Origin of the sequence: Actinocorallia libanotica (assembly GCF_039525175.1) — a bacterium.
In the GTDB taxonomy this organism is placed as follows: Bacteria; Actinomycetota; Actinomycetes; order Streptosporangiales; family Streptosporangiaceae; genus Actinocorallia; species Actinocorallia libanotica.
Map to the genome: position 1 here is coordinate 18442 of NZ_BAAAHH010000038.1, position 24573 is coordinate 43014.

At 70.5% G+C, this 24573-nt stretch carries 25 protein-coding genes and 2 pseudogenes; 17 read left to right on the forward strand and 10 right to left on the reverse strand.

The window, feature by feature from the left end:
• Positions 1-48: 48 nt before the first annotated feature.
• The 4 genes from ABD140_RS32600 to ABD140_RS32615 form a co-directional block, all read right to left on the reverse strand.
• Positions 49-1227: a serine/threonine-protein kinase gene (locus tag ABD140_RS32600; RefSeq protein WP_344245439.1), complete on the reverse strand. Its 1179-nt coding sequence runs from the start codon at positions 1225-1227 to the stop codon at positions 49-51.
• 210 nt (positions 1228-1437) lie between these two features.
• Positions 1438-1800, reverse strand: coding sequence for a helix-turn-helix domain-containing protein (locus ABD140_RS32605; RefSeq protein ID WP_344245441.1), 363 nt, complete (start codon positions 1798-1800; stop codon positions 1438-1440).
• 30 nt (positions 1801-1830) lie between these two features.
• Positions 1831-2790 (reverse strand): C40 family peptidase, encoded by a 960-nt coding sequence (locus tag ABD140_RS32610; protein WP_344245443.1) that lies wholly within the window; start codon positions 2788-2790, stop codon positions 1831-1833.
• A 24-nt stretch (positions 2791-2814) separates the two neighbouring features.
• Complete coding sequence (locus ABD140_RS32615; protein WP_344245445.1) at positions 2815-3261, reverse strand: helix-turn-helix domain-containing protein; 447 nt, start codon at positions 3259-3261, stop codon at positions 2815-2817.
• A 147-nt stretch (positions 3262-3408) separates the two neighbouring features.
• On the opposite strand from ABD140_RS32615, the gene ABD140_RS32620 reads away from it, so the two are divergent.
• From ABD140_RS32620 to ABD140_RS32645, 6 genes are read left to right on the forward strand one after another with little or no spacing between them, the layout of a single operon-like run.
• Positions 3409-3906 carry a hypothetical protein gene (locus tag ABD140_RS32620; RefSeq protein WP_344245447.1) on the forward strand — a complete coding sequence of 166 codons (498 nt, stop codon included), beginning with the start codon at positions 3409-3411 and terminating at the stop codon, positions 3904-3906.
• On the forward strand, positions 3906-4235 hold the full coding sequence (locus ABD140_RS32625) for a hypothetical protein (protein WP_344245449.1): 330 nt from the start codon (positions 3906-3908) through the stop codon (positions 4233-4235). Before ABD140_RS32620 ends, ABD140_RS32625 begins: the two co-directional genes overlap by 1 nt.
• Before the next feature lie 11 nt (positions 4236-4246).
• A complete protein-coding gene (locus ABD140_RS32630) occupies positions 4247-4891 on the forward strand; it encodes a DUF8175 domain-containg protein (protein WP_344245451.1) in 645 nt (214 codons plus the stop codon).
• The gene (locus ABD140_RS32635; protein ID WP_344245453.1) at positions 4878-6251 is read left to right on the forward strand and encodes a hypothetical protein; all 1374 of its coding nucleotides are present in this window, start codon (positions 4878-4880) and stop codon (positions 6249-6251) included. Before ABD140_RS32630 ends, ABD140_RS32635 begins: the two co-directional genes overlap by 14 nt.
• Positions 6244-7710 (forward strand): SCO6880 family protein, encoded by a 1467-nt coding sequence (locus ABD140_RS32640; protein ID WP_344245455.1) that lies wholly within the window; start codon positions 6244-6246, stop codon positions 7708-7710. Before ABD140_RS32635 ends, ABD140_RS32640 begins: the two co-directional genes overlap by 8 nt.
• Entirely contained in the window at positions 7707-9173 is a 1467-nt protein-coding gene (locus ABD140_RS32645; protein WP_344245457.1) for a hypothetical protein, read from the forward strand. Before ABD140_RS32640 ends, ABD140_RS32645 begins: the two co-directional genes overlap by 4 nt.
• Positions 9174-9214: 41 nt before the next feature.
• Here the strand turns inward: ABD140_RS32645 and ABD140_RS32650 are convergent, their stop codons facing one another.
• Entirely contained in the window at positions 9215-9862 is a 648-nt protein-coding gene (locus tag ABD140_RS32650) for a DUF6000 family protein (protein WP_344245459.1), read from the reverse strand.
• A gap of 74 nt (positions 9863-9936) precedes the next feature.
• Between ABD140_RS32650 and ABD140_RS32655 the strand changes: the two genes are divergently transcribed.
• The 7 genes and pseudogenes from ABD140_RS32655 to ABD140_RS32685 all read left to right on the forward strand — a co-directional run.
• Positions 9937-11703: a TraM recognition domain-containing protein gene (locus tag ABD140_RS32655; RefSeq protein ID WP_344245461.1), complete on the forward strand. Its 1767-nt coding sequence runs from the start codon at positions 9937-9939 to the stop codon at positions 11701-11703.
• A 68-nt stretch (positions 11704-11771) separates the two neighbouring features.
• A complete protein-coding gene (locus tag ABD140_RS32660) occupies positions 11772-12290 on the forward strand; it encodes a DUF4913 domain-containing protein (protein ID WP_344245463.1) in 519 nt (172 codons plus the stop codon).
• The gene (locus tag ABD140_RS32665; protein WP_344245465.1) at positions 12290-12862 is read left to right on the forward strand and encodes a hypothetical protein; all 573 of its coding nucleotides are present in this window, start codon (positions 12290-12292) and stop codon (positions 12860-12862) included. Before ABD140_RS32660 ends, ABD140_RS32665 begins: the two co-directional genes overlap by 1 nt.
• Before the next feature lie 76 nt (positions 12863-12938).
• Positions 12939-13409 (forward strand): hypothetical protein, encoded by a 471-nt coding sequence (locus ABD140_RS32670; protein WP_344245467.1) that lies wholly within the window; start codon positions 12939-12941, stop codon positions 13407-13409.
• Positions 13410-13413: 4 nt separating this feature from the next.
• On the forward strand, positions 13414-14139 hold the full coding sequence (locus ABD140_RS32675; RefSeq protein WP_344245469.1) for a hypothetical protein: 726 nt from the start codon (positions 13414-13416) through the stop codon (positions 14137-14139).
• A complete protein-coding gene (locus ABD140_RS32680) occupies positions 14136-14540 on the forward strand; it encodes a hypothetical protein (RefSeq protein ID WP_344245471.1) in 405 nt (134 codons plus the stop codon). The genes ABD140_RS32675 and ABD140_RS32680 overlap by 4 nt, the downstream gene beginning before the upstream one ends.
• A gap of 162 nt (positions 14541-14702) precedes the next feature.
• A pseudogene (locus ABD140_RS32685) lies at positions 14703-14816 on the forward strand (IS5-like element ISMra2 family transposase); the annotation flags it as partial.
• A gap of 111 nt (positions 14817-14927) precedes the next feature.
• Here ABD140_RS32685 and ABD140_RS32690 read toward each other — a convergent pair.
• From ABD140_RS32690 to ABD140_RS32700, 3 genes are read right to left on the reverse strand one after another with little or no spacing between them, the layout of a single operon-like run.
• Positions 14928-15743, reverse strand: coding sequence for a DUF1295 domain-containing protein (locus ABD140_RS32690; protein WP_344245473.1), 816 nt, complete (start codon positions 15741-15743; stop codon positions 14928-14930).
• Complete coding sequence (locus ABD140_RS32695; protein ID WP_344245475.1) at positions 15740-16630, reverse strand: SDR family NAD(P)-dependent oxidoreductase; 891 nt, start codon at positions 16628-16630, stop codon at positions 15740-15742. The genes ABD140_RS32690 and ABD140_RS32695 overlap by 4 nt, the downstream gene beginning before the upstream one ends.
• Entirely contained in the window at positions 16627-17835 is a 1209-nt protein-coding gene (locus ABD140_RS32700; protein WP_344245477.1) for an acetyl-CoA C-acyltransferase, read from the reverse strand. Before ABD140_RS32700 ends, ABD140_RS32695 begins: the two co-directional genes overlap by 4 nt.
• Before the next feature lie 194 nt (positions 17836-18029).
• Here ABD140_RS32700 and ABD140_RS32705 point away from each other — a divergent pair, with 194 nt between their 5' ends.
• The 4 genes from ABD140_RS32705 to ABD140_RS32720 are packed head-to-tail and all read left to right on the forward strand — an operon-like array spanning position 18030 to position 23327.
• Positions 18030-19247: an acetyl-CoA acetyltransferase gene (locus ABD140_RS32705; RefSeq protein ID WP_344245479.1), complete on the forward strand. Its 1218-nt coding sequence runs from the start codon at positions 18030-18032 to the stop codon at positions 19245-19247.
• Positions 19248-19258: 11 nt separating this feature from the next.
• A complete protein-coding gene (locus tag ABD140_RS32710) occupies positions 19259-20773 on the forward strand; it encodes a carotenoid oxygenase family protein (protein ID WP_344245481.1) in 1515 nt (504 codons plus the stop codon).
• 16 nt (positions 20774-20789) lie between these two features.
• A complete protein-coding gene (locus ABD140_RS32715; RefSeq protein ID WP_344245483.1) occupies positions 20790-21770 on the forward strand; it encodes a winged helix-turn-helix transcriptional regulator in 981 nt (326 codons plus the stop codon).
• 36 nt (positions 21771-21806) lie between these two features.
• A complete protein-coding gene (locus ABD140_RS32720; RefSeq protein ID WP_344245485.1) occupies positions 21807-23327 on the forward strand; it encodes an AMP-binding protein in 1521 nt (506 codons plus the stop codon).
• Positions 23328-23590: 263 nt separating this feature from the next.
• Here ABD140_RS32720 and ABD140_RS32725 read toward each other — a convergent pair whose 3' ends face one another.
• Both ABD140_RS32725 and ABD140_RS32730 read right to left on the reverse strand, forming a co-directional pair.
• A complete protein-coding gene (locus tag ABD140_RS32725) occupies positions 23591-24148 on the reverse strand; it encodes a LysR substrate-binding domain-containing protein (protein ID WP_344245487.1) in 558 nt (185 codons plus the stop codon).
• Positions 24148-24567, reverse strand: a pseudogene (locus ABD140_RS32730) (AAA family ATPase); the annotation flags it as partial. The gene ABD140_RS32725 and the pseudogene ABD140_RS32730, both read right to left, overlap by 1 nt.
• Between the last annotated feature and the right edge of the window lie 6 nt (positions 24568-24573).

A 24573-nucleotide genomic window follows, 5' to 3' on the forward strand; every position in this document is an offset into this window, starting at 1 on the left:
TCAAGTTCCTTCGTGGACTGTGCGCTCGTGCGGGGCGGCAAGGGCGGTTCAGCGCTTCGGCCAGGCGAGAGCCAGCCCCACCGCGTAGCGCTCTCGCAGCTCCTCGGCGACCCTCCGCGAAGCGGGAGGACGGCCCCCTTGCGGTACGGGCTCGACCGGGCCTCCGCTTTCGGGCTCGAGCTCCCGCGCGGTCACAGGCCCGGGCGGAGACGGGCTCGCGGCATCGCTTTCGGCCAAAGCGCCCGGACCCGATCCATTCGGGGCCGCCGGCTCTTCACGCAGCAGCTTCTCGAGTGAATCGAGCCGGTCCAGCATCGACGTGTCAGGCTGCGGCTGCACCATCGTGGGATGGTCCTTCGCCGTCGTCTCCTGGATCAGAGCGTGCCGCGCACGAGCGGGACTCATGCCCAGCAGGCGGATGAGATCGGCGCACCGCCGGGTCACCTCCGCCAAGGAGGGCCGGTCGCCCGCCTCATGCGCCAGCATGGCCGTCACGACGGGGGCCAACTCATTGGGCAGTCCGGACAGGTCGGGGCCGATCTCGGGGTTGATCACCTGCGAGGCGACCGCCTCCCAACGGGCGCCGTCGTAGGGATGGTGCCCGGTCGCGGCATACAAGAGTACGGTGCCCAGGCCGTACACGTCAGCGGCCTGCGTCATGTCCAGCTCGCCCATGGCCTGCTCGGGCGGCATGCAACGCACCGTGCCGATGACCGCGCCGACCTGCGTGAGTGATCCCTTGGACGCCCCGACGAAGGCACCCAGACCGAAATCGATGATCACCGGGCCGAAGTCGCCGAGAATGACGTTCTGCGCTTTCAGGTCACGATGCACCAGGCCCGCGGCGTGCACCGCGGCAAGGCCCTCGGCCAGCAGCGCGCCAAGGCTCGCCACCAGCGGCGCGGACAGCGGACCCCGGTCCTTCACGACGTCGGAGAGCGGCCGACCGGGGATGTAGTCCATTGCCAGCCAGGGCTGCTCGGCGAACGGGTCCGCGTCGATGAAACGGGCCACACGGCCCGTACCCGAGATCGTGCGCGCGATCGCCGCTTCGCGTTCGAAGCGGGCACGTGTGTGCGGATCCGTGCGGTCGGGTCGGATCACCTTCACGGCAACCGGTTCGCCCGCGACGGAGTAGGCAAGGTACACCTCCCCCATCCCGCCCGCGCCGAGCCGCCGCTCGATGAGATACGGACCGATGCGTGTCGGCACGGTTGCGCCGCTCACCGCGCATCGCCTGGCTTCCGCGAAGAGGGAGCGGCCGCCCCGCTCGGCGTTCGCATCCGTCCGGCCCCAGAGGAAAGGCAGAAGAGCAATGGATACCGACGAATCACCGCTACAGCCTACTGATTCGATACCCCGCAGGAGAAGCCGATCACACCAGCGGTACAGGCCGCCGCACCCACCGCTTGAAAACTGGACGAACCCCTAAGATTTTCAGCGGTCTTCTAGTCGTCGGCGCTGGCCCAGTTGGTTTGTTTGCACAGCCCAGCGGAGCCGTGACAAGCAGCACTCGCAGCTCAGTCCCCTCGCGGCCATGTCCGTCTGGCTACGTAACCGGGCCCTCGCACTATCCGACTGGGCTGTGTTCTTGGGGAGCGTTCCTGCATCCAGGAGACGGAGAAGGCTGAGGGTGGGGACTCGATAGGAGTGGCCGATTTTTAGAACTCGGCAGGGGAAATCTCCCGATTTAGCCAGCTGGTAGGCCTTAGTGCGGGAGAGGCCCAGGAGCTTGGCGGCAGTGGGAACGTCGAGTGTGGGCGGGAGTTCTTTGAGGTCGGCGATGCTGTAGATGGCCATGTCAGATGCCTCCTTGCTGGGCTGGAGTGGTCAGCGGCGGGCCGGGCGGGTGGCGCCGGCGTATTCGCGTTCTCGGTAGGGGACGTCGGTGAATTTGGAGATCTTGACGACGTCGCCGGTGTGGGGTGCGTGGACCATGCGGCCGTTGCCGATGTTGATGCCGACGTGGTGGATGGTGCGCGGGTTAGCGGGGTTGGAGGCGAAGAAGACGAGGTCGCCGGGCTGGAGCTTGTCGCGGGGGATGTGGGGGCCGTCGTTGTATTGGTCGGCGGCGACGCGGTGGAGGTTGATGCCGACTTTGGACCAGGCGTGTTGGGCGAGGCCGGAGCAGTCGAAGCCCTTGATGTCGGCGCCGTGTTGGATGCCGTAGGTGGGGCCGATGGGGCCGCCGCCTCCCCAGGAGTAGGGGGTGCCGAGCCAGCGGAGGGCGGCTTTGACAACGGTGGCACCGGCACCGACACCCGTGGTGGGTGGGGTGGCGTAGTCCTGGGCGCGGTCGAGGACTTTGCGGACGTACCAGTCGGCATGGTTGTAGTGCCATAGGGCGCGTTCGAGGTGTTTGCCGCCCTTGGCAGCGCCGTTGGCGGCGAGGTAGTTGGCTGCGCCGGGGATGGCGTCGGCGGGGTCGCAGCGGTCGGTGCGGCCGTCGTCGTTGCCGTCGATGCCATAAGCGTCCCAGGTGGGGGCGAGGAACTGCATGGGGCCGGCGGCTCCGGCCGCGTTCGGGGTGCAGTCGGGTGGGTTGCGGCCGTGGTCGGATTCGATGTCGCTGATGGCGGCCAGGACGTTCCAGGGCAGGCCGGGTGGGCGGGCTGCTTCTTGGTAGAGGTGCAGGTAGTGCGGCGGGATGTCGTCGATGGCCTCGTTGGTGGGTTGGGTGATGTCGGGGCCGGTGGGGGCGGCGGCTTGGCTGTGGGCGGCGAGGAGGACGACGGTCAGGACGGGTAGGGCGAGGAGGGCGGCGCCGGTGGCGAGGGCGGGTTTCAGCATGGGCGCCGCCCGGCGTCGGCGGGGTCAGTCGTTGAGGGCGTCGGTGTCGCGGGCTCGGCGCTGGGCGCGCAGGCCTGCGCCTTGGGGCTGGTCAGTGGTGTCCTCCAGGGTGATGGGGTGCCAGAGGCGTTCTTTGACCGCTTCCCAGGAGAAGCGGAAGTCGCGTCCGGACTTCAGGGCCGGGAGTTGGTCGCGGTGGGCCATGCGGCGGATGGTCTGGGTCGATAGGCGCAGCCGGTCGGCCAGTTCGGCGGTGGACAGGATCTGGTCGTTGTCGCTTTCGGGGGCGGTGGCGTGGCCGGGGTTGCGCAGGTGGGCTTTGACGGCGGTCCACAGGAAGCGGTAGTCCCGTCCGGACTTCAGGCCGGGCAGCTGCGCGGCGTTGGCCATGCGGCGGATCGTCTGGGGTGACAGGCCGATCCGTTCGCCCAGCTCCGCGGTGGTCAGGACGGTGTCGTTTCCCGTGGTCATGAACTCTGCCTTTCTGTGTTCGCGCTCAAGCGCTCAGCCTTCAAGTTCTGCTGTCTGTGTTCGTGTCGCGTTACTTGCGCTCTGTGAGTATGACACGTACTGTCATCGCCACACCACACAGCGACACGATTTTTCGGAGGTTCATGAGTGGGTCGACACAACCGGCATCGCTACGACTTCTGGCCGCCCGGCGGTCCGGAGGTGGTGGTCGTCGGCGCGCACGGGGGTGCGGGCTGCACCACGCTCGCCGCGCTGCTCAAGCCGTCCTGGGATCTGGGTTCTCTCGCCCACCGCTACCAGCCGGGCACCCCGCCGGTGTTCTCCAAGGGCCGACCGCTGGTGCTGGTCTGCCGCAACACGGTGTCGGCCACCCGCGCCGCCACCACGGCCGTCACCGTCCTGCGCGGGTATGAGGAGCATGTCGCGTGCCTGGCCGTCGTCAGCGACGGTGCCGCTGAGCCCAAGGACGCCTCCGCGCGGTTCCTGCTGCTGGAGACCCGGGTGGGAGGCATCGTGCGGTTCCCCTACCTGCGGGAGCTGCGGCTGCTGGACGACCCGGGCGACGTCACGCTCAACGGACGCGCCCAGCGGGCGTTGACCGATATCCGGCACCTGACCTACCTGGCTCAGGGAGGTGGCCAGTGATGCCGCGCCTGTCCGTCCATCTCCAGGAGGCCGCGCACCGGCTGCTGGCCGCACCCGGAGATCCAGAGGGAGGCGTCAAAGTCCCCGATCCCGCTCCGGCCGCTCCACCGGGCTTGGAGGAGCAGGTCTCCACGCTCATCGCGTGGGGCAAGTGGGGTGTCCTGGTCTGCGGTATCGCCGGGCTGCTGATCTGCGGCGGCCAGATGGCCATCGGCCGCAAGAACCGCTCCTCCTTCGCCGCCGACGGCGCCACCGGCATCCCGTGGGTCCTGGGCGGCCTGTCCCTGGCGGCCACCGCCGCCTCCATCGTCGATTTCTTCTTCGCCTGAAAGGCACATCCATGAGCACCATCCGCAAGCTCGCCATCCCCGCCGCCCTCGTCACCGCTCTGTTCGGCACGGGGTTGTGGCTCGTCCTGGAGAAGGACGCCCCGCCAGACGCCTTCGACCACGGCCCCGTCGACCAGACCGGCTGGAAGTGGAGCGGCTACCGCTCCGCCGTCCTCCCCCATTCCGAAGCCGACGGACCGTATGAGACCGATGAAGGGCTCGCCCACGGGTTCTCCCACTCCAGAGCCGGCGCCCTCCTGGCGGCCGCGCACATCGGGGCCCGGATCCGCTCCCAGGTCGGCCCTTCCATCTACGAGCCCACGATCACCGACCAGACCACCGGCCCCGGCCGCGACACCCTGCTGGGTGAGACTCGAGACCAGTACGGCTTGACCGGAGAAGACTCCCCCGGCGGCACCGCCAAGCTCGTCGGCTACCGCTTCCTGGTCTCCGACCCGCAGCAGGCGACCCTGGAGTTGCTGGTCTCCCCCGAGGGCGAGACGACGCGCTACTCCGCGAAGCTGGACCTGCAGTGGGACGGCTCGGACTGGAAGCTCGTCATCCCCGAGAGCGGCGGCTGGCTGCCCCAGCTGCCCGATGCCCTCACCCAGGAGGACTTCGAACTGTTCACCGGGGGTGCGAATGAGGGCACCTGACGACTGCGAGTTCTTTCGTTTTCCCTGCATCGCACCCGAAACCACCCCCGAGGTGGAGAAGCTCCAGGAGAAGGCGCGGGACTTCTTCATCCCCGACAGCGTCCAGGACTTCGGCACCAACACCATGGACGCCGTCGGGCGGGCCTTCCAGGAGTCGGTCGGCTGGTTCTTCAAGGAGACCTCCTCCTGGTGGGTCCAGATCGACTCCCCCGATCTAGCGCAGGAACAAGCCGTCGGCCATCTGCAGAACCTTTTCCAGCCGGTCCAGCTCACCGTTGCCGTCCTGGCGATGCTCCTGGCCGCGGGCAAGATGGCCCTCACCCGCAAAGCCGACCCGCTCATCGGGGTCGGCTCCGGCCTGGCGCTGGTCGCCGTCGTCGCGGCGATCGGCGTGACGCTGCCGAACCTGCTGCTCCGGTGGGTGGACGAGTGGACCGAATGGGTCCTCACCGCCTCGACCGGGGATGCGTTCGCCGAACGGATGACCGGCATCGTCCTGGCCAGTGAAGCAGTGCCCGGTGTGCTGGCGTTCGTCCTCGGGCTCGTCGCGCTGGTCATCGGCGGCATCCAGGCGATCCTGCTGCTGTTCCGCCAGTCCTCACTCATCATCCTCGCCGGGGTGCTGCCCCTGGCCGCGGCCGGCGCGCTCGCCCCGGCCACCCGGGACTGGCTGAAGAAGGTCACCGGCTGGATGCTCTCCATGATCTTCTACCCGGCCGCCGCGGCAGCCGTCTACGCCGCGGCGTTCACCCTGATCGGGACGGGAAAGGGTCTGCGGACGACGCTCATGGGGCTGTCCATGCTCGTCCTGGCCCTCGTCGCCTTCCCCGTCCTGCTGAAGTTCTTCACCTGGACGACCGGAGCGGACTCGAGCGGCGGCGGAGGCGGCCTGCTCAGCGCAATCATCGGCGGCGCAACGGCCATCGGAGCCTCCCGCGGCCTCGGCCCGGTCGGAGCGGCGGTGGGCTCGGCGGCTTCCGGAGTAGCGAAGGCCGCTGAGCATGCAGGGCACCTCGACCAGCAGTTGAGCGCCACCCAGCCGCAAGGCTCGAACTCGCCGCCGAGCGCCGACCGGCCAGGACGGCAGGAGCAGGCGACGGCCGAAGGCGCCACGAACGCCAGGCAACAGGAAGGAAGCGCTCCTCCCGGCAGCGGAAACCAGAACGCCGAGCAGCGGCCGGGCAACGCGCAGCTGGGAACCAACCCAGGTCAACCGGCTCCACCGCCACCGAGCGGCAGCGCGCCTACCGGGTCCGGACAGCGGCCCGCCAACGATCGTTTCCCTTCTGCGGCTCCCATCACCTGGCGCAAGCAAGCCGAGGACAACGGCCCATCGGGGGCAGGAGGCCGCCGTGTCTGACTCGATCCGCACCTATGGCGGCTGGCGTCGCAGGCGAGGCCTCGGCCTGGCGGGGATGGACACCACCACGACGTTCCTCGCCCTCGGAGCGGCGCTGATCTTCCTCATCGCCGCCTCCCTCAAGCCCGCCGTCCTGCTCTACCTCGCACCTCCTGCCGTATTGGTCGGCCTCTTGTGCTTCATCCACGTCGGCGGTCAGCCGGTCGCGACCTTCCTGCTCGCCCGGATCCGCTGGTGGTGGAGCAGCCTCCGCGGCTACACCCGCTACCGGGCCGGCATCGTCATCGACCACCCGCGCGCCTTCCACCTGCCCGGCGTCCTGGCACCGCTCACACTGCTGTCCGCAGAAGACGGCTACGGCAGCCGGTACGGCGTCATCTGGGACCGGCGGACCGGGTTCCTGACCGCCACCTTGAACGTCACCCCAGCCTCGCCCTGGCTCGCCGACCGTGACGAGGCCGACGCCTGGGTCGCCTCCTGGGGCGGCTGGCTGGCCTCGCTCGGACACATGCCCGCTGTGCGGTGGGTGACGGTCACCGTCGAGACCGCGCCTTCACCGGGCACGGCGCTCTCCGACGCCGTCACCGCATCCATCAAGCCGAACGCGCCGCAGACGGCCCAGGAGATCCTGGGCAAGCTGGTGGCCTCTGCTCCGGCGGCCTCCGCCGAGGTCGACACCCGCGTCTCGGTGACCTTCGACCCCAAGCGCACCCAGGCCAAGGACCTCACCCAAGCGGTCGCCGAGCTCGGTCGGATCCTGGATGCCCTCGCGGGACGGCTCGGCGGCTGCGGGGTCTCCGTGGCGGGGCGGATGAACGCCGCCCAGCTCGCAGGCACGATCCGCACGGCCTTCGACCCGTATGCGCGTGCCGAAGTCGCCCGGGTGCTGAGCCGCCCCGATTCCTCGGAGCTCCTCGGCTGGGCGGACGCCGGTCCCGTCCACGCCCTCGAGCACCCCAACAGGTACGAGCACGACGGCGGCACGAGCGTCACCTGGGCGTGGCAGGAGCCGCCGCGCCAGAACGTGCACTCCGACATCCTCACCCGCCTTGTCGCGCCCGGCCCTTTCCCCAAGCGCGTCACCTTGCAGTACCGGGCTCTGGACTCGGCGACGGCCAGCCGCACCCTGCAGAACGAGGTCAACGCCGCCGCGTTCCGCGCCCAGGTCAAGCAGCGGACCGGCCGGGATGAAACCGCCCACGACGCCTGGGATGCAGCCCGCGCCCGCCAGGCCGCGGCCGAGGAGGCCGCCGGAGCCGGGCTGTGCCTGGTCTCCCTGTATGCGACGGTCACCGTCACCAACCCCGAGCAGCTGCCCCACGCCGTCGCCGACGTGGAGTCGGCCAGCGATTCCAGCAAGACCCGGCTTCGCATCCTGTGGGGCAGCCAGGCCGCCGGCTTCGCCACGACCCTGCCCTGCGGCATCTGCCCGCCCGATCTGACCCGGAGGTCTTTGTGAGCGTCGAGCAACTGGCCGCCTCCGACCCGCTGGCTCCGGCCTGGGGCTGGCCGCACCGCTTCGGCGGACGGGCGGCCAACGTCACCGCGGCACCGGAGTACCAGGCGACGACGACCCAGCTGTGCGGGCTCTTCCCGTTCGTCGCCGGGTCCGGCAGCCCCACCGTCGGGACTCCGATCGGGCGCCACCTTCTCCATGGGGAGGTCGTCTGCCTCGATCCGCTGGCCTGGTGCCGCGCTGGACTGATCACCAATCCCGGCATGTTCGTCCTCGGGCAGCCCGGCACCGGCAAGTCCACCCTCGTCAAACGGCTCGTCACTGGAGCCGTGGCCACCGGCACCATCCCGATCGTCCTGGGCGACACCAAGCCCGACTACACCGCGCTGGTGCAGCATCTGGGCGGGCAGGTCATCCAGATCGGGCGGGGGCTGGATCGCGTCAACCCGCTCGATTCCGGGCCGCTCGGCTCCGCGCTGCGCAAGCTGGACGGAGCGAAAGCCGAAGCGTTGCGGGCCGAAGTCCGCGGACGTCGGCTGTCGTTGCTGCTCGCGCTGTGCACCCTGGTGCGGGAGGGCCGCATCACCAACGCTGAAGAGGTCGTCCTCGGCCGGGTGATCGATCTGCTCGATGAGCGACTGCAGGAGGAGCCGACCGTTCCGGATGTGTTGGCCGCGCTTGAAGAAGGTTCGGCCGAGCTGTGGTCGGCGGCTCGTGCCCGTAACGAGCAGGTCTACCGGCGTGAGGTGCGGGAGCTGGTGTTCGCGCTCGACCTGTTGTGCAACGGCTCCCTGGCAGGGGTCTTCGACGGGCCGACGACCACGCCGCTGGACCTCGACGCGCCTGCGATCAGCGTCGACATCTCCCGCATCGGAGCGGCCGGGGACAAGCTGCTCACCGCGGCGATGCTGTGCACCTGGAGCTATGCCTACGGCACCATCGACGCCGCCGAAGCCCTCGGCGGACGACGCCGCTCCTACTTCGGGGTCATGGACGAGTTGTGGCGGGCGTTGCGCGGGGCGCCTGGTCTCGTTGAGCACGCCGATGCGTTGACGAGGCTCAGCAGGGCCAAGGGCATGGCCAGCATCATGATCACTCATTCGCTCGCGGACCTGGACGCGCTGCCCACCGAGGAGGACCGGGCGAAGGCCCGCGGGTTCGTGGACCGCAGCGCCATCACCGTGCTGGCCGGACTGCCGCCCCGGGAGCTCGCCCGGGTGCACGAGATCACGCCGTTGACGGAGCCGGAGCAGCAGCTCGTCACGTCCTGGTCCGCGCCGGAGACCTGGCAGCCGGGAGCCAGGCATCCGGGCAGGGGACGCTATCTGATCAAGACCGGGGAGCGGCTCGGGCTGCCGGTCCAGCTCACCCTCGTGGGAGCCGAGTACTGGCTGTACGACACCGACCAGCGGATCCGATCGGACTCCGGGCGGCAGAGCCCGCGCTTCGAAGGTGGTGTCCAGTGAATCGGGGTTTCCGGTCCGGGGTGCTCACCCCTCATTCGGCCTCAGGCATCGCCGACGGTCTCGCAGAAGCTGGCGATCATCTCGTGGTAGTCGGCGGGCTCTGTCTCCGAGAACGCCGAGGACTGCCACAACCCGGTCTCGAGAAAACGTTCGGCATAGCAAGTGCCCAACCGCTCATCGAGATACAAAAGTGCTCCCATGGCCCAAGCCTGGTCGTAGTAGCAGTCCGCTCTGGGCAGGTACCGGTCCAGGTAAGCGGTGAGGATCTCGGCGTCCTCGGGTCGGCCGAAGCGGGCGAGCGCAAAGCAGTAGCCCTGCCCTGCATACGGGCCTGCGCTCTCCAGGAGAAGTTCGCCGAGGCGCTCGCGGTAATGCTGACGGCGGTCGATGCCGATCAGCCATGCAGCAGTGAGGCAGGGTCGCCATCCGCAGGAAAGCAGCCGGTCCAGCTCCGCATCACTGATCTTTCGGGCATCACGGATGAGAGCGGCAGTGAAGCGGTCCTTACGTTCCGGAATCCCGCCGAGCAGCCGGAGATAGCGGGGCCTGCGTCGTTTCCAGACGACGTAGCGCCGGATGGCTTTGGCGTTCTCAGCCATGAGATCCGGAACGGGATCGTCAGGCGTACCGAAGACATGCTGTCGCAGGGCCTTGGCGTGGACGGAATCGTGGTCCGGGCTCGTGCTCACGCTGGGATCATCCCGTCGTTCTCGGGAGGTAGGCGAACCGGGTCCGCGGCCGCAGCCGGACAGGAGGCCGTCAGATGACCCGCTCGCTCGGACCCAAACCGTCGTTCTGGCACACCGGAGCGGCAGGAGGCTGGACAGTGCTCATCGCCTGTTGGACGCCGATCGGTCTGCTGTGGCTGCTGTGGGCGGGAGCCAAGGTGGCTTCCCTTTATCGAGGCGACGTCGCGGATTTCGGGGTGGAGTTCGTCGTCGCCCTGCTCGGCCGGGACTACGCACGGGCCTGGCCCGGGACGCCCACTCCCCTGGTCGTCCTCGTCTGGCTGATGATGTTCGGGAGCTTCGGCGGTCTTATCTGGTGGGGGTGGAGGTTCGCAGCCTCTCGCTGGCCAGCCCCAGACGATCCTGTCGCCGCACTTGCCAGTGATCCCGGCGTGGAGAACCTGACGGCGTCCGCAACGGCGGCCCGAGCCGTTCAGCTACGGCGTTCTCTGACGGACGGCGAGCGTCTGCAGCCCGGCGAGGTGGGACTTCTCCTCGGTGAGCTGATGGTGCCTCGCGGCAAGGGACCCGCCTTGTTCTCCTCCTGGGAAGACACGATCACCGCGTTCATGGCCCCTCGTTCGGGCAAAACAACAGCTCTGGCCATTCCCTACGTCCTCTCAGCGCCCGGTCCGGTCGTCGTGACCAGCAACAAAGCCGACCTGTGGGCGGCGACGGCCGCGCTCCGTAAGAAGGTGTGGTTGTTCGATCCGCAGCACATCGCCTACCAGCGTCAGGGGTTCTGGTGGAATCCGCTCGAAGGGCTCACCACCGTCGAGGACGCCCATCGGCTCGCCGGGCATTTCGTGCTCACGGTCGACGACCCGCAGAAGAAGGACCTGTGGGGGCCGGCCGCTCAAGACCTGCTGTCGGCGCTGTTCCTGGCCGCGGCCGGTTCAGGGGGCACCTTGCGTCAGGTCGCTCATTGGCTTGATGAGCCCGGTGTGCCCACGCCGATCGAGCTGCTCTCCTCAGGCGGATTCGAGTTGATGGCCTCTTCCCTGCAGGGCACCCAGCACGGAGCGGTGGAGACCCGGGACGGGATCTACCAGACCGCGCGGACGGCGGCGAAGTGCCTGCGCGATGAGGAGATCATCTTGTGGGTCACTCCGCAGCCGGGACTTCCGTCCTTCAATCCGGCCGACTTCACCGACGCAACAACGCTCTATCTGCTGTCGAAGTCCCGTTCGGCTGCTTCTCCGTTGATCGCGGCGCTCACCGACGCCGCGATGCGGGCCGCTGAACGTCGCGCGGAGCGCTCGGGCGGGCGGCTGGACCCGCCGCTCGTCGTCGTCCTGGACGAGGCCGCGAACATCTGCCGTATCGCCGACCTGCCCGAGCTGTACTCCCACCTCGGCTCCCGCGGCATCGTCCCCGTCACGATCCTGCAGTCCTACGAGCAGGGCGTCACCGTGTGGGGCGAGCCCGGAATGGCCGCTCTGTGGGGTGCGACCACCCGGAAACTCATCGGCGCCGGCGTCGACTCCCCGCGGCTCGTCCGCGACCTGGCCACCCTCGTCGGCCAGCACGACGTACCCACCAGTTCCCTCACCTACGGCGACGGGCGCACCAGCGAACAGGTCTCCCTGCGCCGTCAGGACATCCTCGAACCCGCCGCCATCCGGGCTCTTCCACCGGCGACCGCCCTACTACTGGCCACCGGCGGCAAACCCGCGCTGCTTCACCTCAAGCCCTGGTACCGCGGCCCCCGGGCCTCTGACATCGCCTCCTGCATCCAGAAGGCCGAAGCATCCATCGCCGCTGGAGCGACCCGCTATGCCGAGCGGAACGACTCCTACTGAAGCCCCTGTCCCTTCGCACGAGAAAGGAACGACGCCTATGACCCGAACCCGTCTCACCTGGAGGATCCGTGCAGTCCGACCCGCTCGCCAGCGACCTCTCACCCGCAGCTGAAGGCCTCGAAACCCGGTACGAAGACCTCACCGACTGGGTGACCCGGCAGTTCAACCCCATCTACCGGCGCTCCCTCGGCGGCGAATACCGCTGGTGCGCCGAGTGGTGGCGCCATGCCGAGGCGATCGTCCGGCTCTCCGCCCTCTGGTACTCGTGGGAAACGATGCGGCTCCAAGGCGCGACCGGCATCAGCCTGTGGTTCCGCGACCACCTCGACCACCAGCTGCCCATCCTCATGGGCCCGCGCGGCCCCTTCTACCAGTGCTCGGAGACCCAGCACTTCGAACCCCACCAGGCCCGGCTCACGCCGCCCATCGAAGGCTGGTTCGATCCCGAGCCACCCGCCCTTCCCGAGGAGGACGTCGAGGAGATGTCCGATCTGGAGGTCTTCACGCTGTTCCGGCAGATCAGCGACTTCCCTCCGCCGACAGGCGACGAGGCGGAGGCAGGGGACGACGAGGCGGGTGATGCCTGATGGCGCTTCGCATCCGCCGGCACAAGCCCGGTGAACTCGTCCAGCTCAGATCCGATGACGGCGGCCACACCTTGCGCGGCACCGTCGTCGCCGGAGAGAAGACCGACGGCGGGATGAGCATCCGGCTGCTCAGCGTCCCCGGCTACGACGGGCTCCTGGCCCGGGTGCCGACCAGGCGCCTCTCCCCCGCCGACCCGTTCGAGCCCGTACCGGTGGACAGCATCAACCGCACCGCCGCCACGCCAGCCGAGGCCCAGAGACTGCTCGTCGTCCTGGAACTGTCCGTCCGGAACACCGAGCTCCTTCACGAGCCGCCGGATGGGGCGGTTCTGCGGGATCGGGCTCAGCTCGCTGAAGCTCTCGGGAGCTGGTCCGGGAGCGGTGCCGAACAGGTTCTCGCCTGTGCCTCGGCTTCCGCGCAGGAGGCAGTCGAGGGCAACAAGCCGCTCACGCCCGCGCAGCTCGCCGCCGAGAACTTCCCTGCATGCGACCTGGCTGCTCCCGGCCCGGTCGCTCAGCCAATCAGAACAGCACAAACCGACAGCAAGCAGAGATCGCAGCGAATCAACTGAAGGCAACTTCCATAAATGACGTTGCTTAAAGTTGGCATCCTCTTCTGCGATCACCATCCTGGGATCAGCCCTCACGGTGAGTAGCCACCTTCTGCTCCTGCGCGCTCCCGTGAGGGCTCTCCCCTCCTACATCCCGCTCTTCCTGGAGGTCTTCATGCTGATCCACCTCGCCGCCCGGCTCGCCGACGCCCGAAGCCTGCCCGACCGACTCCATACCGCCCTCACCTGCTTGGAAGCAGTGGAACGCGCCACCCACACCCTCGCCGAACGCGGCCCCGACCACGCCGCCCGCTCCTACCTGTCCGCCTGCGACGAGACCGGCCTGGCCATCCACGAACTCCTCGCCATCCCCGCCCTCAGCCACCCCGAAGAGACCTACCTGGCCCAAGGCGGCGACCCCGCCCTGCTCGTCCGGGACCTCACCACCCTGGCCGACCAGATCGCAGGCGCCCTCATGTCCGCCGCGAACAAGACCAAAGCCACCGACCGCACCGCCTGCCTGACCGCGGCCCGCCACACCTGCCTCCTGGCCAAGGCCCTCAGGTGAACCCATGACCGACGACTTCAACCCCATCGAGCACGCCAGCCGCTCCGCCGAACAAGCCCTGAACGCCCACGAGCGCACCTCGACCGGCTCCACACCCGCACCCGCCGACGAACCCTGGTGGCGGCAGGCCCGCCTCACCACCCTGCTCCGCGACCTGGCCCACTACGCCGACGCCCACGACCTCGACTTCGACGACGCCCTCCGCGAAGCCCGCACCTGGCACCGCACCGACCTCGCCGAACAGATCCGCTACCGCCCCGGCGACGAAGTCGCGATCTACGACACCCCGCACCAAGGCATCATCACCGCGATCACCTCGAGCCGGGGAACCCAACGCTACGAAGTCCGCATCATCGGCAAGCCCGACCGCCGGCTCCTCACATCCGCCGACCTCGCGCCCGCCTTCGCCTTCCCCGCTCTCACCATCGACGGCTTCCGCCTGCTCACCGCAGCCGCCGCCGAGCAGGCCTTCCGACACAACATCGCCCGCACCCTGCAGGCCCCCACTCCCGAATGCACCAGGAACTGCCATCGCCTCGCCGACGCCCTCTCCACCTGGAGCGGCGTCCCCCGAGACGAGCTCTACCTCAACGTGCAACGAGCCGCCTCGCCCCACCCCGCCCACCTGGCCCGGCAGAGCTACCCGGAACCCAACATCGACCCCACCCCCACCGCCGTCCACCACATCCCGCCAGCCGTCCGCGCCACCTTGAAGGGCCCCACCCGATGAAAGAGCACCTCGACCACATCACCCGGCAACTCCAGCAGGCCCAAGCCCGCCCCACCCTCATCGCCACCGCCTACATCGGCCTCGACCTCGTCAGCCGAGCCGCCTCAGCCCTCGCCGAGCTCTGCCCCGAACCCGACGTCCCCGCCTACCAGTCCGCCATCCTCGAAGCCGACGAAGCCGCCGTCGCCCTGGCCACCGCCCCCTCCCTCACCTGGCCCGAACGCGACTACCTCGCCGCCCTCCCCCACCACGAGGAATTCGCGGCCCAACTCATCACCCTCACCCTCGCCGTCCACCAGGCCCTCCTCCTGGCCGCCCGCAAATCCCCCCACCCCGCCGACCGCCTCGCCTGCCTCGAAGCCGCCCTCCACACCGCCCGAGCCCACCAAGCCCTCCGCTAGAACATCAAGCCTGTTTCGAAGTCTGAGTTGTGGTGGTGTGTCGTGATCGCTGACGAGTGAGGTCCCCGGTAGATGGTTCAGCGACCAAGCAGAACCTGAATTACCGGAGACCTCGTGGCCGCCCTGGCGGTGACGCGGCGGTTCGATCCGTCCGATGCCCAGCGGATCGTGGGCGCGTTGCAGGCCGGGCCGGATGCGGACGGCCTGATCTGCTGGGACGTGAGCGTGGACCCCACGATCGTGCGGGCTCACCAGAGCGCGGCGGGAGCACGCCGGCCGCTCTCGCGCGGGCCCGGTCCGCAGGACCGGGGCGGGGCGGATCGCCCGCGTGTGCGACGGCGAAAGCCGGCGCCTTCCGGGGAAGGGCGCCGGCCTTGGGGAACCGGGTCAGGCCGCGGGCTCGGAGCGCCGCGGCGGGCGGGGGAAGAAGCCGCTGGTGCGGGCGAGGTAGTCGGCGTAGTCCTGGCCGCGGCGGCGGGCCATCTGCCGCTCCAGCAGGGCCTTGCCGCTGCGGTTGACCAGCAGGTGCGTCATGAACGCCGGACCGATCGCGGTGATGAGGCCGCTCCAGTGCGAGCAGGCGATGAGGAACAGGCCCCACCAGACGACGGAGTCGCCGAAGTAGTTGGGGTGGCGGGTCCAGCCCCACAGGCCGCGGTCCATGACCTTGCCCTGGTTGGCGGGGTCGGCCTTGAACCGGGCAAGCTGCCGGTCCCCCACGCTCTCGAAGAGGAACCCGACGGCGAAGATCGCGGCGCCGAGCCAGGTGAGCAGGCCGAGGGAGGCGTTCTGGTACATCGCGACCTGGACGGGCAGGGAGACCAGCCACATGATCCAGCCCTGGGAGAAGTAGATGTGGCGCAGCACGAACGGCACGACCGGGCCCTTGTTGCGGCGCAGGAGGGCGGCGTAGCGGGGGTCCTCGCCCTTGCCGTGGTTGCGGCGGAAGATGTAGATCCCCAGCCGCAGCCCCCACAGGGCGGTGAGCGCCAGCACCAGCAGGCGCCGCCCGGTGACGCCCTCGCCCTGGAGGCCGGAGACGGCGAAGGAGGTGAGGGCGATGACGACGAACCCGAGCCCCCACACGACGTCGACGACACTGTGGGTGCGGGTGCGCAGGCCGTAGGCCATGGTGAGGCCCATGGCGACGGCGACGGCCAGGGCGGTCGCGCCGAGGTTGATCAGGAGGGGGACGAGGTTCACGGTGCGCTCAGCTCTCGGGCGAAGTCCTGGAAGGCGTCCTGGGCGTGGACGTAGGTGTGGGCCGGTCCGGAGCGGCTGGCCGCCAGCAGGTCGGCCAGGCCGGGCCCGTCGACGGCGGCGGCGTGGCGGACGGTGCCGTACTCGACCGCGTCGGCCAGGCGCAGCCCGCCGGAGGCCGCGACGATGACCTGCCCGTTGACCGTCGAGGCCGGGTCGCACAGGGCCGCGACGAGGGGCGCGACGGCGGCGGCGTCCATCGCCTCGCGGTGGCCCGGGTCCATGCCCTGGTCGGTCATCTGGGTGAGCGCGTAGGGCAGGAGCACGTTGGTGAACACCCCGCGCGGCGCGCCTTCGACGGCGATGGTCTTGCCGAGCGCGATGACGGCGCCCTTGCTGGCCGCGTACGCCGAGACGGTCGGCTCACCGTGCAGGCCGGCGGTGGAGGCGACGAGCACGATGCGGCCGTGGCGCTGCTCGCGCATGACGGCGGCGCAGGCGGCGGCGATCTGGGAGGTGCCGAGCACGTTGGTGCGCAGCACGTTCGCGAAGTCCTCCGGGGCGGACTTGTGGAACATGGCGGGCCCGGAGACGGCGGCGCTGGTGACGAGGCCGTCGAGCCTTCCCCAGCCGTCGAGGGCGAGCTTGACGATGTGCTGGGCGGTGGCGGGGTCGGCGAGGTCGACGTGTTCGGCGACCGCCTCGCCGCCGAGCGCCCGGATCTCGGCCACGACGTGGTCGGCGGGGCCGAGGCCCTGGTCGTCGACGATCCGGTTGCGGTTGTTGACGACCAGGCGGGCGCCGCGTTCGGCGAGGTGCAGGGCGAAGGCCCGGCCGAGGCCGCGGCCGCCGCCGCTGATGGCGATGACCTGTCCGTCGAGGCTGCTCATGCGGGGATCCTTTCGATGAGGACGGCGACGCCGAGGCCGGCCGCGCCGGAGACGGCGGCGACGCCGTAGCGGCCCTGGCGGCGCTCCAGTTCGGTGAGGCAGCCGCCGACCATGATCGCGCCGGTGGCGCCGAAGGCGTGGCCCATGGCGATGGTGCCGCCGTTCGGGTTGAGGCGGTCGGGCCCGGCGCCGAGGTCGCGCCGCAGCTTCAGGCACAGGGCGGAGAACGCTTCGGCGAACTCGTAGACGTCGATGTCGTCGGGGGTGAGCCCGGCGCGGGCGATGACGGCCTCGACGGCCTGCTGTCCCGCGGTCAGCATGATGACGGGGTCGGTGGCGCAGGTGGCGGAGGCGATGATCCGGGCGCGGGGTCGCAGCCCGGCGGCCTGGGCGGCCTCGGCGTCGCCGAGCAGGAGCAGGGCGGCGCCGTCGGCGAGGGCGGGTGAGGTGCCGACGGTGTGCAGGTGCCGGATCTCGCCGGCCTCAGGGTGAGCGGCGAGGGCGATCGCGTCCTGGCCCTGGGCGCCGAGTTCGGCGAAGGCGGCCGGGAACTTCGACAGGCCGGCGGGGGTGGTGCCCGGCCTGATCAGCTCGTCGCGGGCGAAGACCGTGCCGTCGTCCAGGGTGATGGGGATGACGGCGCCGTTGTGGTGGCCGGCGTCCCAGGAGGCTGCGGCCTTTGCCTGCGTCTCGGCGCCGTAGGCGTCGAGTTCCTCGCGGGTCCAGCCGTCAAGGGTGGCGTTGAGGTCGGCGGCGATGCCCATGTGCACCGAGCCGATGGACTGGACGGTGGCCGGGTCGCTCCACAGCGGGCCGCGGTCGCTGAACATGGCGACGCGCGAGACCGACTCGACGCCGCCGGCGACGGCGAGGTTCAGGTCGCCGCCGCGGATGCGGGCGGCGGTCTGGGCGACGGCGTCGATGCCGGAGGCGCAGAACCGGTTGATGGCGCCGCCGGGGACGCCGTGGCCCCATCCGGCGAGCAGGGTCGCGGTGCGGGCGAGGTTGGCGCCCTGCTCGTCGACCTGGGACGCCGACCCGACGATCACGTCCTGGACGCGTGCCGTGTCGAGGTCGGTGCGCTCGGCGAGCGCCTTCTGGAGCCGGACGACCAGGTCGACCGGTCCGATGCCGTGCAGGGACCCGCGCGGTGATCCTTTCCCGCGGGCGGTCCGCACGTAGTCCAATACGAGGGCCTCGGCCATGCGGCTTCTCCTCTCCTCCTCGGTTACTCTTTTAAATGTAGTGAGATCCACGGGTCGGGACAAGGCCTCGTTCAACGAGAACTTCCGCTCTGTACTGGGCTCCGGCCGAGAGTCCATTGACGACTCACTCTCGTTGTTGTAGTAAGTGTGAGGCAGTGGCCTCCCGGCCGCACCACCCCCGGAGGGAGCAAGCGATGACCGCTGGAACATGGGTTCTGGGCGGATACCAGAGCGACTTCGCACGCAACTGGTCCCGGGCCGGCCTGGGATTCTCCGACCTCACCGAGGAGGTCGCCACCGGCACCCTGCGCGCCGCGGGGATCGAACCCGGCGACGTCGAGGTGATCCACGTCGGCAACGCCTTCGGCCAGCTGTTCACCGGCCAGGGCCAGCTCGGCGGCATGCCCGCGACCGTCCTGCCCGACCTGTGGGAGGTCCCCTCCTCCCGCCACGAGGCGGCCTGCGCGTCCGGCGGGATCGCGATCCTGCAGGCGATGGCCGACCTGGAGTCCGGCCGCTACGACGTCGCCCTCGTGCTCGGCCTGGAGCTGGAGAAGACCGTGCACGGCGACCAGGCCGCCCGCCACCTCGGCGCGGCCGCCTGGGTCGGCCACGAAGGCCAGGAGGCGTCCTTCATGTGGCCGTACATGTTCAGCGCCCTCACCGATGAGTACGACCGCCGCTACGGCATCGACGACGCCCACCTGCGCGCGATCGGCGAGCTGAACTTCCGCAACGCCCGCGCCAACCCGCTGGCCCAGACCCGCGCCTGGGAGCTCACCGACGCCAGCTTCTCGGCCGACGACAAGGTCAACCCCCTCGTCGAGGGCCGCCTGCGCCGCCACGACTGCAGCCAGATCACCGACGGCGGCGCGGGCGTCGTCCTGGTCAGCGACCGCTACCTGGCCCGCCGCCCCGAGCTGCGCGGCCTGGCCCGCATCCAGGGCTGGGGCCACCGCACCGTCGGCCTGCCGCTCGCGCAGAAGACCGAGCGGTCCCGCGAGGACGCCTACGTCCTGCCGCACGTGCGCCGCACCGTCGCCGACGCCTTCACCCGCGCGGGCCTCGCCGGGGTCGCCGACGTGGACGCGATCGAGACCCACGACTGCTTCACCATGTCGGAGTACATGGCGATCGACCACTTCGGCATCACCGCGCCCGGCGAGAGCTGGAAGGCCGTGGAGAGCGGCGACCTGGAGAAGGGCGGCCGGATCCCGGTGAACCCCTCCGGCGGCCTGATCGGCGGCGGCCACCCCGTCGGCGCGACCGGCGTCCGGATGCTCGTCGACGCCGCCGCCCAGGTCACCGGCACCGCAGGCGACACCCAGGTCGACGGGGCAGGCCGCGTCGCCACCCTGAACATCGGCGGCAGCACCACCACCGCCGTCAGCCTCATCATCGGCACCGACTGAAGGAGACCCCCATGGACGTGGAGATCCTGGGCAGGGTCCTGTCGACCCTGCCGGACGACGACGACCACCCCTACCGCACCGGTCCGTGGCGGCCCCAGACGACGGAGTGGAAGGCCGACGACCTCAAGGTCCTGCACGGCGAGATCCCGGCCGACCTCGACGGCCTCTACCTGCGCAACACCGAGAACCCCGTCCACCCGGCGCTGGAGCGCTACCACCCGTTCGACGGCGACGGCATGATCCACGCCGTCGGGTTCCGCGACGGCAAGGCCTTCTACCGCAACCGTTTCGTCCAGACCGACGGCCTCATCGCCGAACGCGAGGCCGGCGCCCCCCTGTGGGCCGGGATCGCCGACCGGCCCGAGAGGTCCCCCCGCCAGGACGGATGGGGCGCGCGCGGCCGCATGAAGGACGCCTCCAGCACCGACGTCGTCGTGCACGCCGGTGTCGCCCTCACCAGCTTCTACCAGTGCGGCGACCTGTACCGGCTCGACCCGCTCACCCTGGAGACCCTCGGCAAGTCCGACTGGGACGGAAAGTTCCCCTCCTGCGGGGTCTCAGCCCACACCAAGTCCGACGAGAACACCGGCGAACTGCTGTTCTTCAACTACGGCAAGGACGCCCCCTACATGCACTACGGCGTCGTCGACGCCGAGGACCGCCTCGTGCACTACACCGAGGTGCCGCTGCCCGGCCCGCGCCTGCCGCACGACATGGCCTTCACCGAGAACTACGCCATCCTCAACGACTGCCCGCTGTTCTGGGACCCCGACCTGCTCGCCAAGGGCCACCACGCCGCCCGCTTCCGCCCCGACCTGCCCACCCGCCTCGGTGTGATCCCCCGGCGCGGCACCGCCGCCCAGATCCTCTGGTTCGAGGCCGCCCCCACCTACGTCCTGCACTTCGTCAACGCCTACGAAGAAGGCGACGAGATCGTCCTGGACGGGTTCTTCCAGGGCGACCCCGAGCCCCGCGACACCGGTGACGGCAGCTTCTACCAGCGCATGTTCCGCTTCCTCGCGCTCGACCGGATGCAGACCCGCCTGCACCGCTGGCGGCTGGACCTGCGCACCGGCCAATGCCGCGAGGAGCGCCTGTCGGACTCCATCACCGAGTTCGGCGTCCTGAACAACACCTACGGCGGCCGCCGCCACCGCTACACCTACGCCGCCAGCGGCGTGGACGGCTGGTTCCTGTTCAACGGCCTGGTCAAGCACGACCTGCTCACCGGCGGCGAAGAGCGGTTCACCCTGCCCGAAGGCGTCTACGGCAGCGAGCCGGCCATGGCGCCGCGGGTGGGAGGCACCGCCGAGGACGACGGCTACCTTGTTACGCTGACCACCGACATGAACGAAGATCGTTCCGAGTGTCTGATCTTCGATGCCGCCCGGTTGGCCGACGGCCCGCTCGCCCGTGTCCTGCTGCCCGAGCGCATCTCCAGCGGCACGCACGCCACCTGGGCACCTGGATCCGCCATCACCGGCTGGGACGGCTCCGATACTCCGGCGGCGTCCGTCGGACTGTGAAAGGCGACCTTCTCCCGTGACCCGGCAGAGCGCTACCCAGGCGGCGGCGACCACCGAACTGGTGCACCCGCCCGACCGGCCCACCCGGCTCCCGCGCGGCGGCACCAACGCCGTCGGCCTGACCCTCGGGCTGATCGGCGACGAGTGGAACCTGCTGATCCTGCGGTACGCGATGCTGGGCGCGCGCCGGTACGGCGACTGGAAGGACGCCCTGCCGATCTCGGACGCGGTCCTCACCCGCAGGCTCGCGTCCCTGACGACCATGGGCGTCTTCGAGAAGGTCGAGTACCAGGCCAGCGCCCGCCGGTACGAGTACGCGCTCACCAAGCGAGGCCGCGACCTGTGGCCCGTCCTGCTGACGATCTGGGCGTGGGAGGCCGTCTGGGTGCCCGCCCACGGCGAGCGCCTGCCCCGCATGGCGCACCGGCTGTGCGGCCGGGACTTCCGGCCGGTGTTCGGCTGCGGCGCCTGCGAGCAGCCGGCCGAGGCCCGCGACGTCACCGGGGGGTTCGGTCCGAGCGGCACCTGGAGCCGCTCGGTCCCGGCCGCCACCACCCGGCGCCGCTCGCAGTCCGCGGGCGAGGCAGGGCTGTTCCCCGAGACCATGGCGCTGATCGGCAACCGCTGGTCGGCGGCCCTGCTGGGCGCCTCGTTCCAGGGCGCGCACCGGTTCCGCGACTTCGAGCAGTGGCTCGGCGCGCCGCCCACGATCGTCGCCGACCGGCTGCGCGTCTTCTGCGACCTCGGCGTCTTCGACCAGGGCCCCGGAGCGGAGCGCGCCGACTGGCCCGACTACCGCCTGACCGAGAAGGGCCGCGCGTTCTTCCCCACCGTCATGACCGCCATCGACTGGGGCCAGCGCTGGTTCCGCGCCGCCGAAGGCCCCGCCCTCGTCTACACCCACCGCGCCTGCGGCCAGGACCTGAAGGTCAGGCTCACCTGCGACCAGTGCGGCGAGGTACTGCGCGGCACCGAGGTGTCCGTGCTGCTCGACTGATCCACCCCACCCCACCCCCCTGGTGAGGAGCACACCGTGCCGTTGTCCGTCCCCGAACTCCTCCGCCGCTCCGCCGCCGCGCGCCCCGACGCCCTCGCCGTCACCGGCGACGGCCGCCCGATCCGCTACGGCGAGCTCGCCGAGCGGTCCGACCGGGTCGCCGACCTGCTGTCGGCGCTGCCGCCCGGCTCCCGCGTCGGCTACCTCGACCGCAACGCCACCGAGTACTTCGAGCTGCTGTTCGGCGCCGCCAAGGCCGGCGTCGCGCTCGTACCGCTGAACTTCCGCCTGTCGCCGCCGGAGATCCAGTGGATCCTCGCCGACGCCGAGGTGTCCCTGGTCGTCGCCGCGCCCGAGCACGCCCCGGCGCTGGCCGGGCTCGACGTGCCCGTCATCGAGGTCGGCGAGCCCTACGAGGCGTGGGTGGCCTCCGGCAGCCCCGTCGACCCGCACCGCGACGCCTCCGGCGAGGACCTGCTGGTCCTCATGTACTCCTCCGGCACGACCGGCCGCCCCAAGGGCGTGCGGATCAGCGCCGCCGGCCTCGCCTCGGCCGCCGAGCTCTTCGGCGCCTGCTTCGACGTCGACGCCGACTCGCGCAGCATGGTCCCGATCCCCTACTTCCACATCGCGGGCGCCGGCTGGGCGCTGATCACCCTGGCGCGCGGCGGCACCCTCGTGCAGTCGCGCGAACCCACGCCTGCCTCCATGCTCGCCCAGCTCACCGACTTCCAGGTGACGCACACCGCGATGGTCCCTGCCGTCATCCAGGTGATCTGCGAGATGCCCGCGGCCAAGGACGCCGACTTCTCGGCGCTCCGCCAGATCGTCTACGGCGCCTCGCCCATCTCCGAGCCGCTCCTGGCACGGGCGGTCGCCCTGTTCGGCGCGGAGTTCTTCCAGTCCTACGGCCTCACCGAGACGATCGGCGTGACGACGCTCCTCGGCCCCGACCAGCACCGGCCGGACAACCCCGTCGCGGGACGGCTGCGCTCGGCAGGCTCGGCAGTCCCGGGCATGGAGGTGGCGGTGCTGGACCTGCTGACGGGTGATCTCGCCGCCCCGGACGTCGTCGGCGAGGTCGTGGTGAAGGGCCCGTGCGTGACGCCGGGCTACTGGCGCAACCCCGAGGCGAGCGCCGAGGCGTTCACCGCCGACGGCTGGTTCCGCACGGGCGACGCGGGGTCGATGGACGGCGACGGGTTCCTCTACCTGCACGACCGCCTCAAGGACATGATCGTCACCGGCGGTGAGAACGTGTACCCGGCCGAGGTCGAGAGCGTCCTGGCGGGCCACCCGGCCGTCCTGGAATCGGCGGTGATCGGCGTCCCGTCGGACCGCTGGGGCGAGACCCCGCTGGCCGTCGTCGTGCGCCGCCCGGGCGCCGAGACGACCGAGGCCGAGCTGATCGGCTGGCTGCGCGAGCGCCTCGCCCACTTCAAATGCCCGACCTCCGTCGTCTTCTCCGACGCCCTGCCGCGCAACGCCTCCGGCAAGCTCCTCAAGCGGGAGCTGCGCAAGCCCTGGTGGGACGGCGCCGACCGCAACGTCGGCTGACCCGCCGCTTCCCGGCCGGGCGACACCGGCTCCGTCCTCGGGCCGCCGTCGGCGCACGGCCCGCTCGCGGCCACCTTCTCGACGCCCGCATGCAAGATCAGCTCCCTGGGGTCCTCCCGTCCCAGAAAGTGACCTGTCGGCGCCTGGCCGTCGACCAGATCGACACCCTGTGCCTCGAAGCGAAGGCGATGCTGGTCGAAGTCCCTGCCGACGCTCCGGTGAGGACTGGGACCCCGGGGCCTGATCGACCCGGAGGTGTTGTCTCAGCCGCTGATCGTGGGAAAGCGGTCGAGGACGTTGCGGATCGCGGGGTGCTGTGCGGTCCCTGAGCGGTACAGGGCGTGGATGCTGCGGTGCACGGGGGCGCGCAGGGGGTGGACGCTGAGGTCTGGACCGTGCGGTGGCAGGGCCATGCGCGGGATGAGGGTGAAGCCGGCGGCGCCGCACACGCGCTGGATCATCTCGTGGCAGGCCGTGCGGGTGTCGGGGAGCAGCCAGCGTGCCTCGGCGAAGTCGCGCAGGTCCGCCGGATCTCCTGGGGAGAGGTGGTGGCCTGCGGCGACTGCCGGGTGCATGACGAGATGGACCGGTTCGTCGAAGAGGGTGCGCTGCTCGCAGCCGGGCGGCAGGGGACGCGGGAGCAGGCTGTAGGAGTGGGTGATGGCGATGTCGGCCCGGCGTTGCAGGAGCGCGGCCTCGGCGGCGGGGGGCTCGTGCTCGGTGAGATGCAGGATGGGGTCCCGGGGGTCCGGTGCAGCGCCGGGATCCGGCGGCACCGCCGGTGGCGCGACCGTCGTCCAGGTCGGCTGCGACGCCACCACCCCGGCGCGGTCAACACCTCGTCCCAGTAGTCGCTGATCCTGCTGAGGGTCCTCCGGTAGCGGCGGCGGCTGGTCAGGCCCATCGGGGCGGCGTGGGTCGCGCCGAAGAACGGCTCGGCCGCGGGCGAGCGCCAGTCGAGCAGCAGACGGCGGCCGGAGGCGTCGGTGAGGCCGAGCCGCCCGATGCAGACGGCACCGTCGGGGCCGGTCAGGTGGCCGAGGCGCAGGTCGAGGCCGAAGCGGCGCAGGGCGCGCAGGCGGGCGGCGAGCCGGTGGACCTCCAGGTCGCGGTCCAGGACGGCGCGGCCGCTGCCGCCGGGCTGCCTGCGCAGCTCCTCCAGCCGGCCGGACAGGTCGGTGATCGACCGGTGGAGGCTCTCGGCGATGGCGGCGAAGTGGGCCTCGTCGGCGGCGATCAGCTGCGT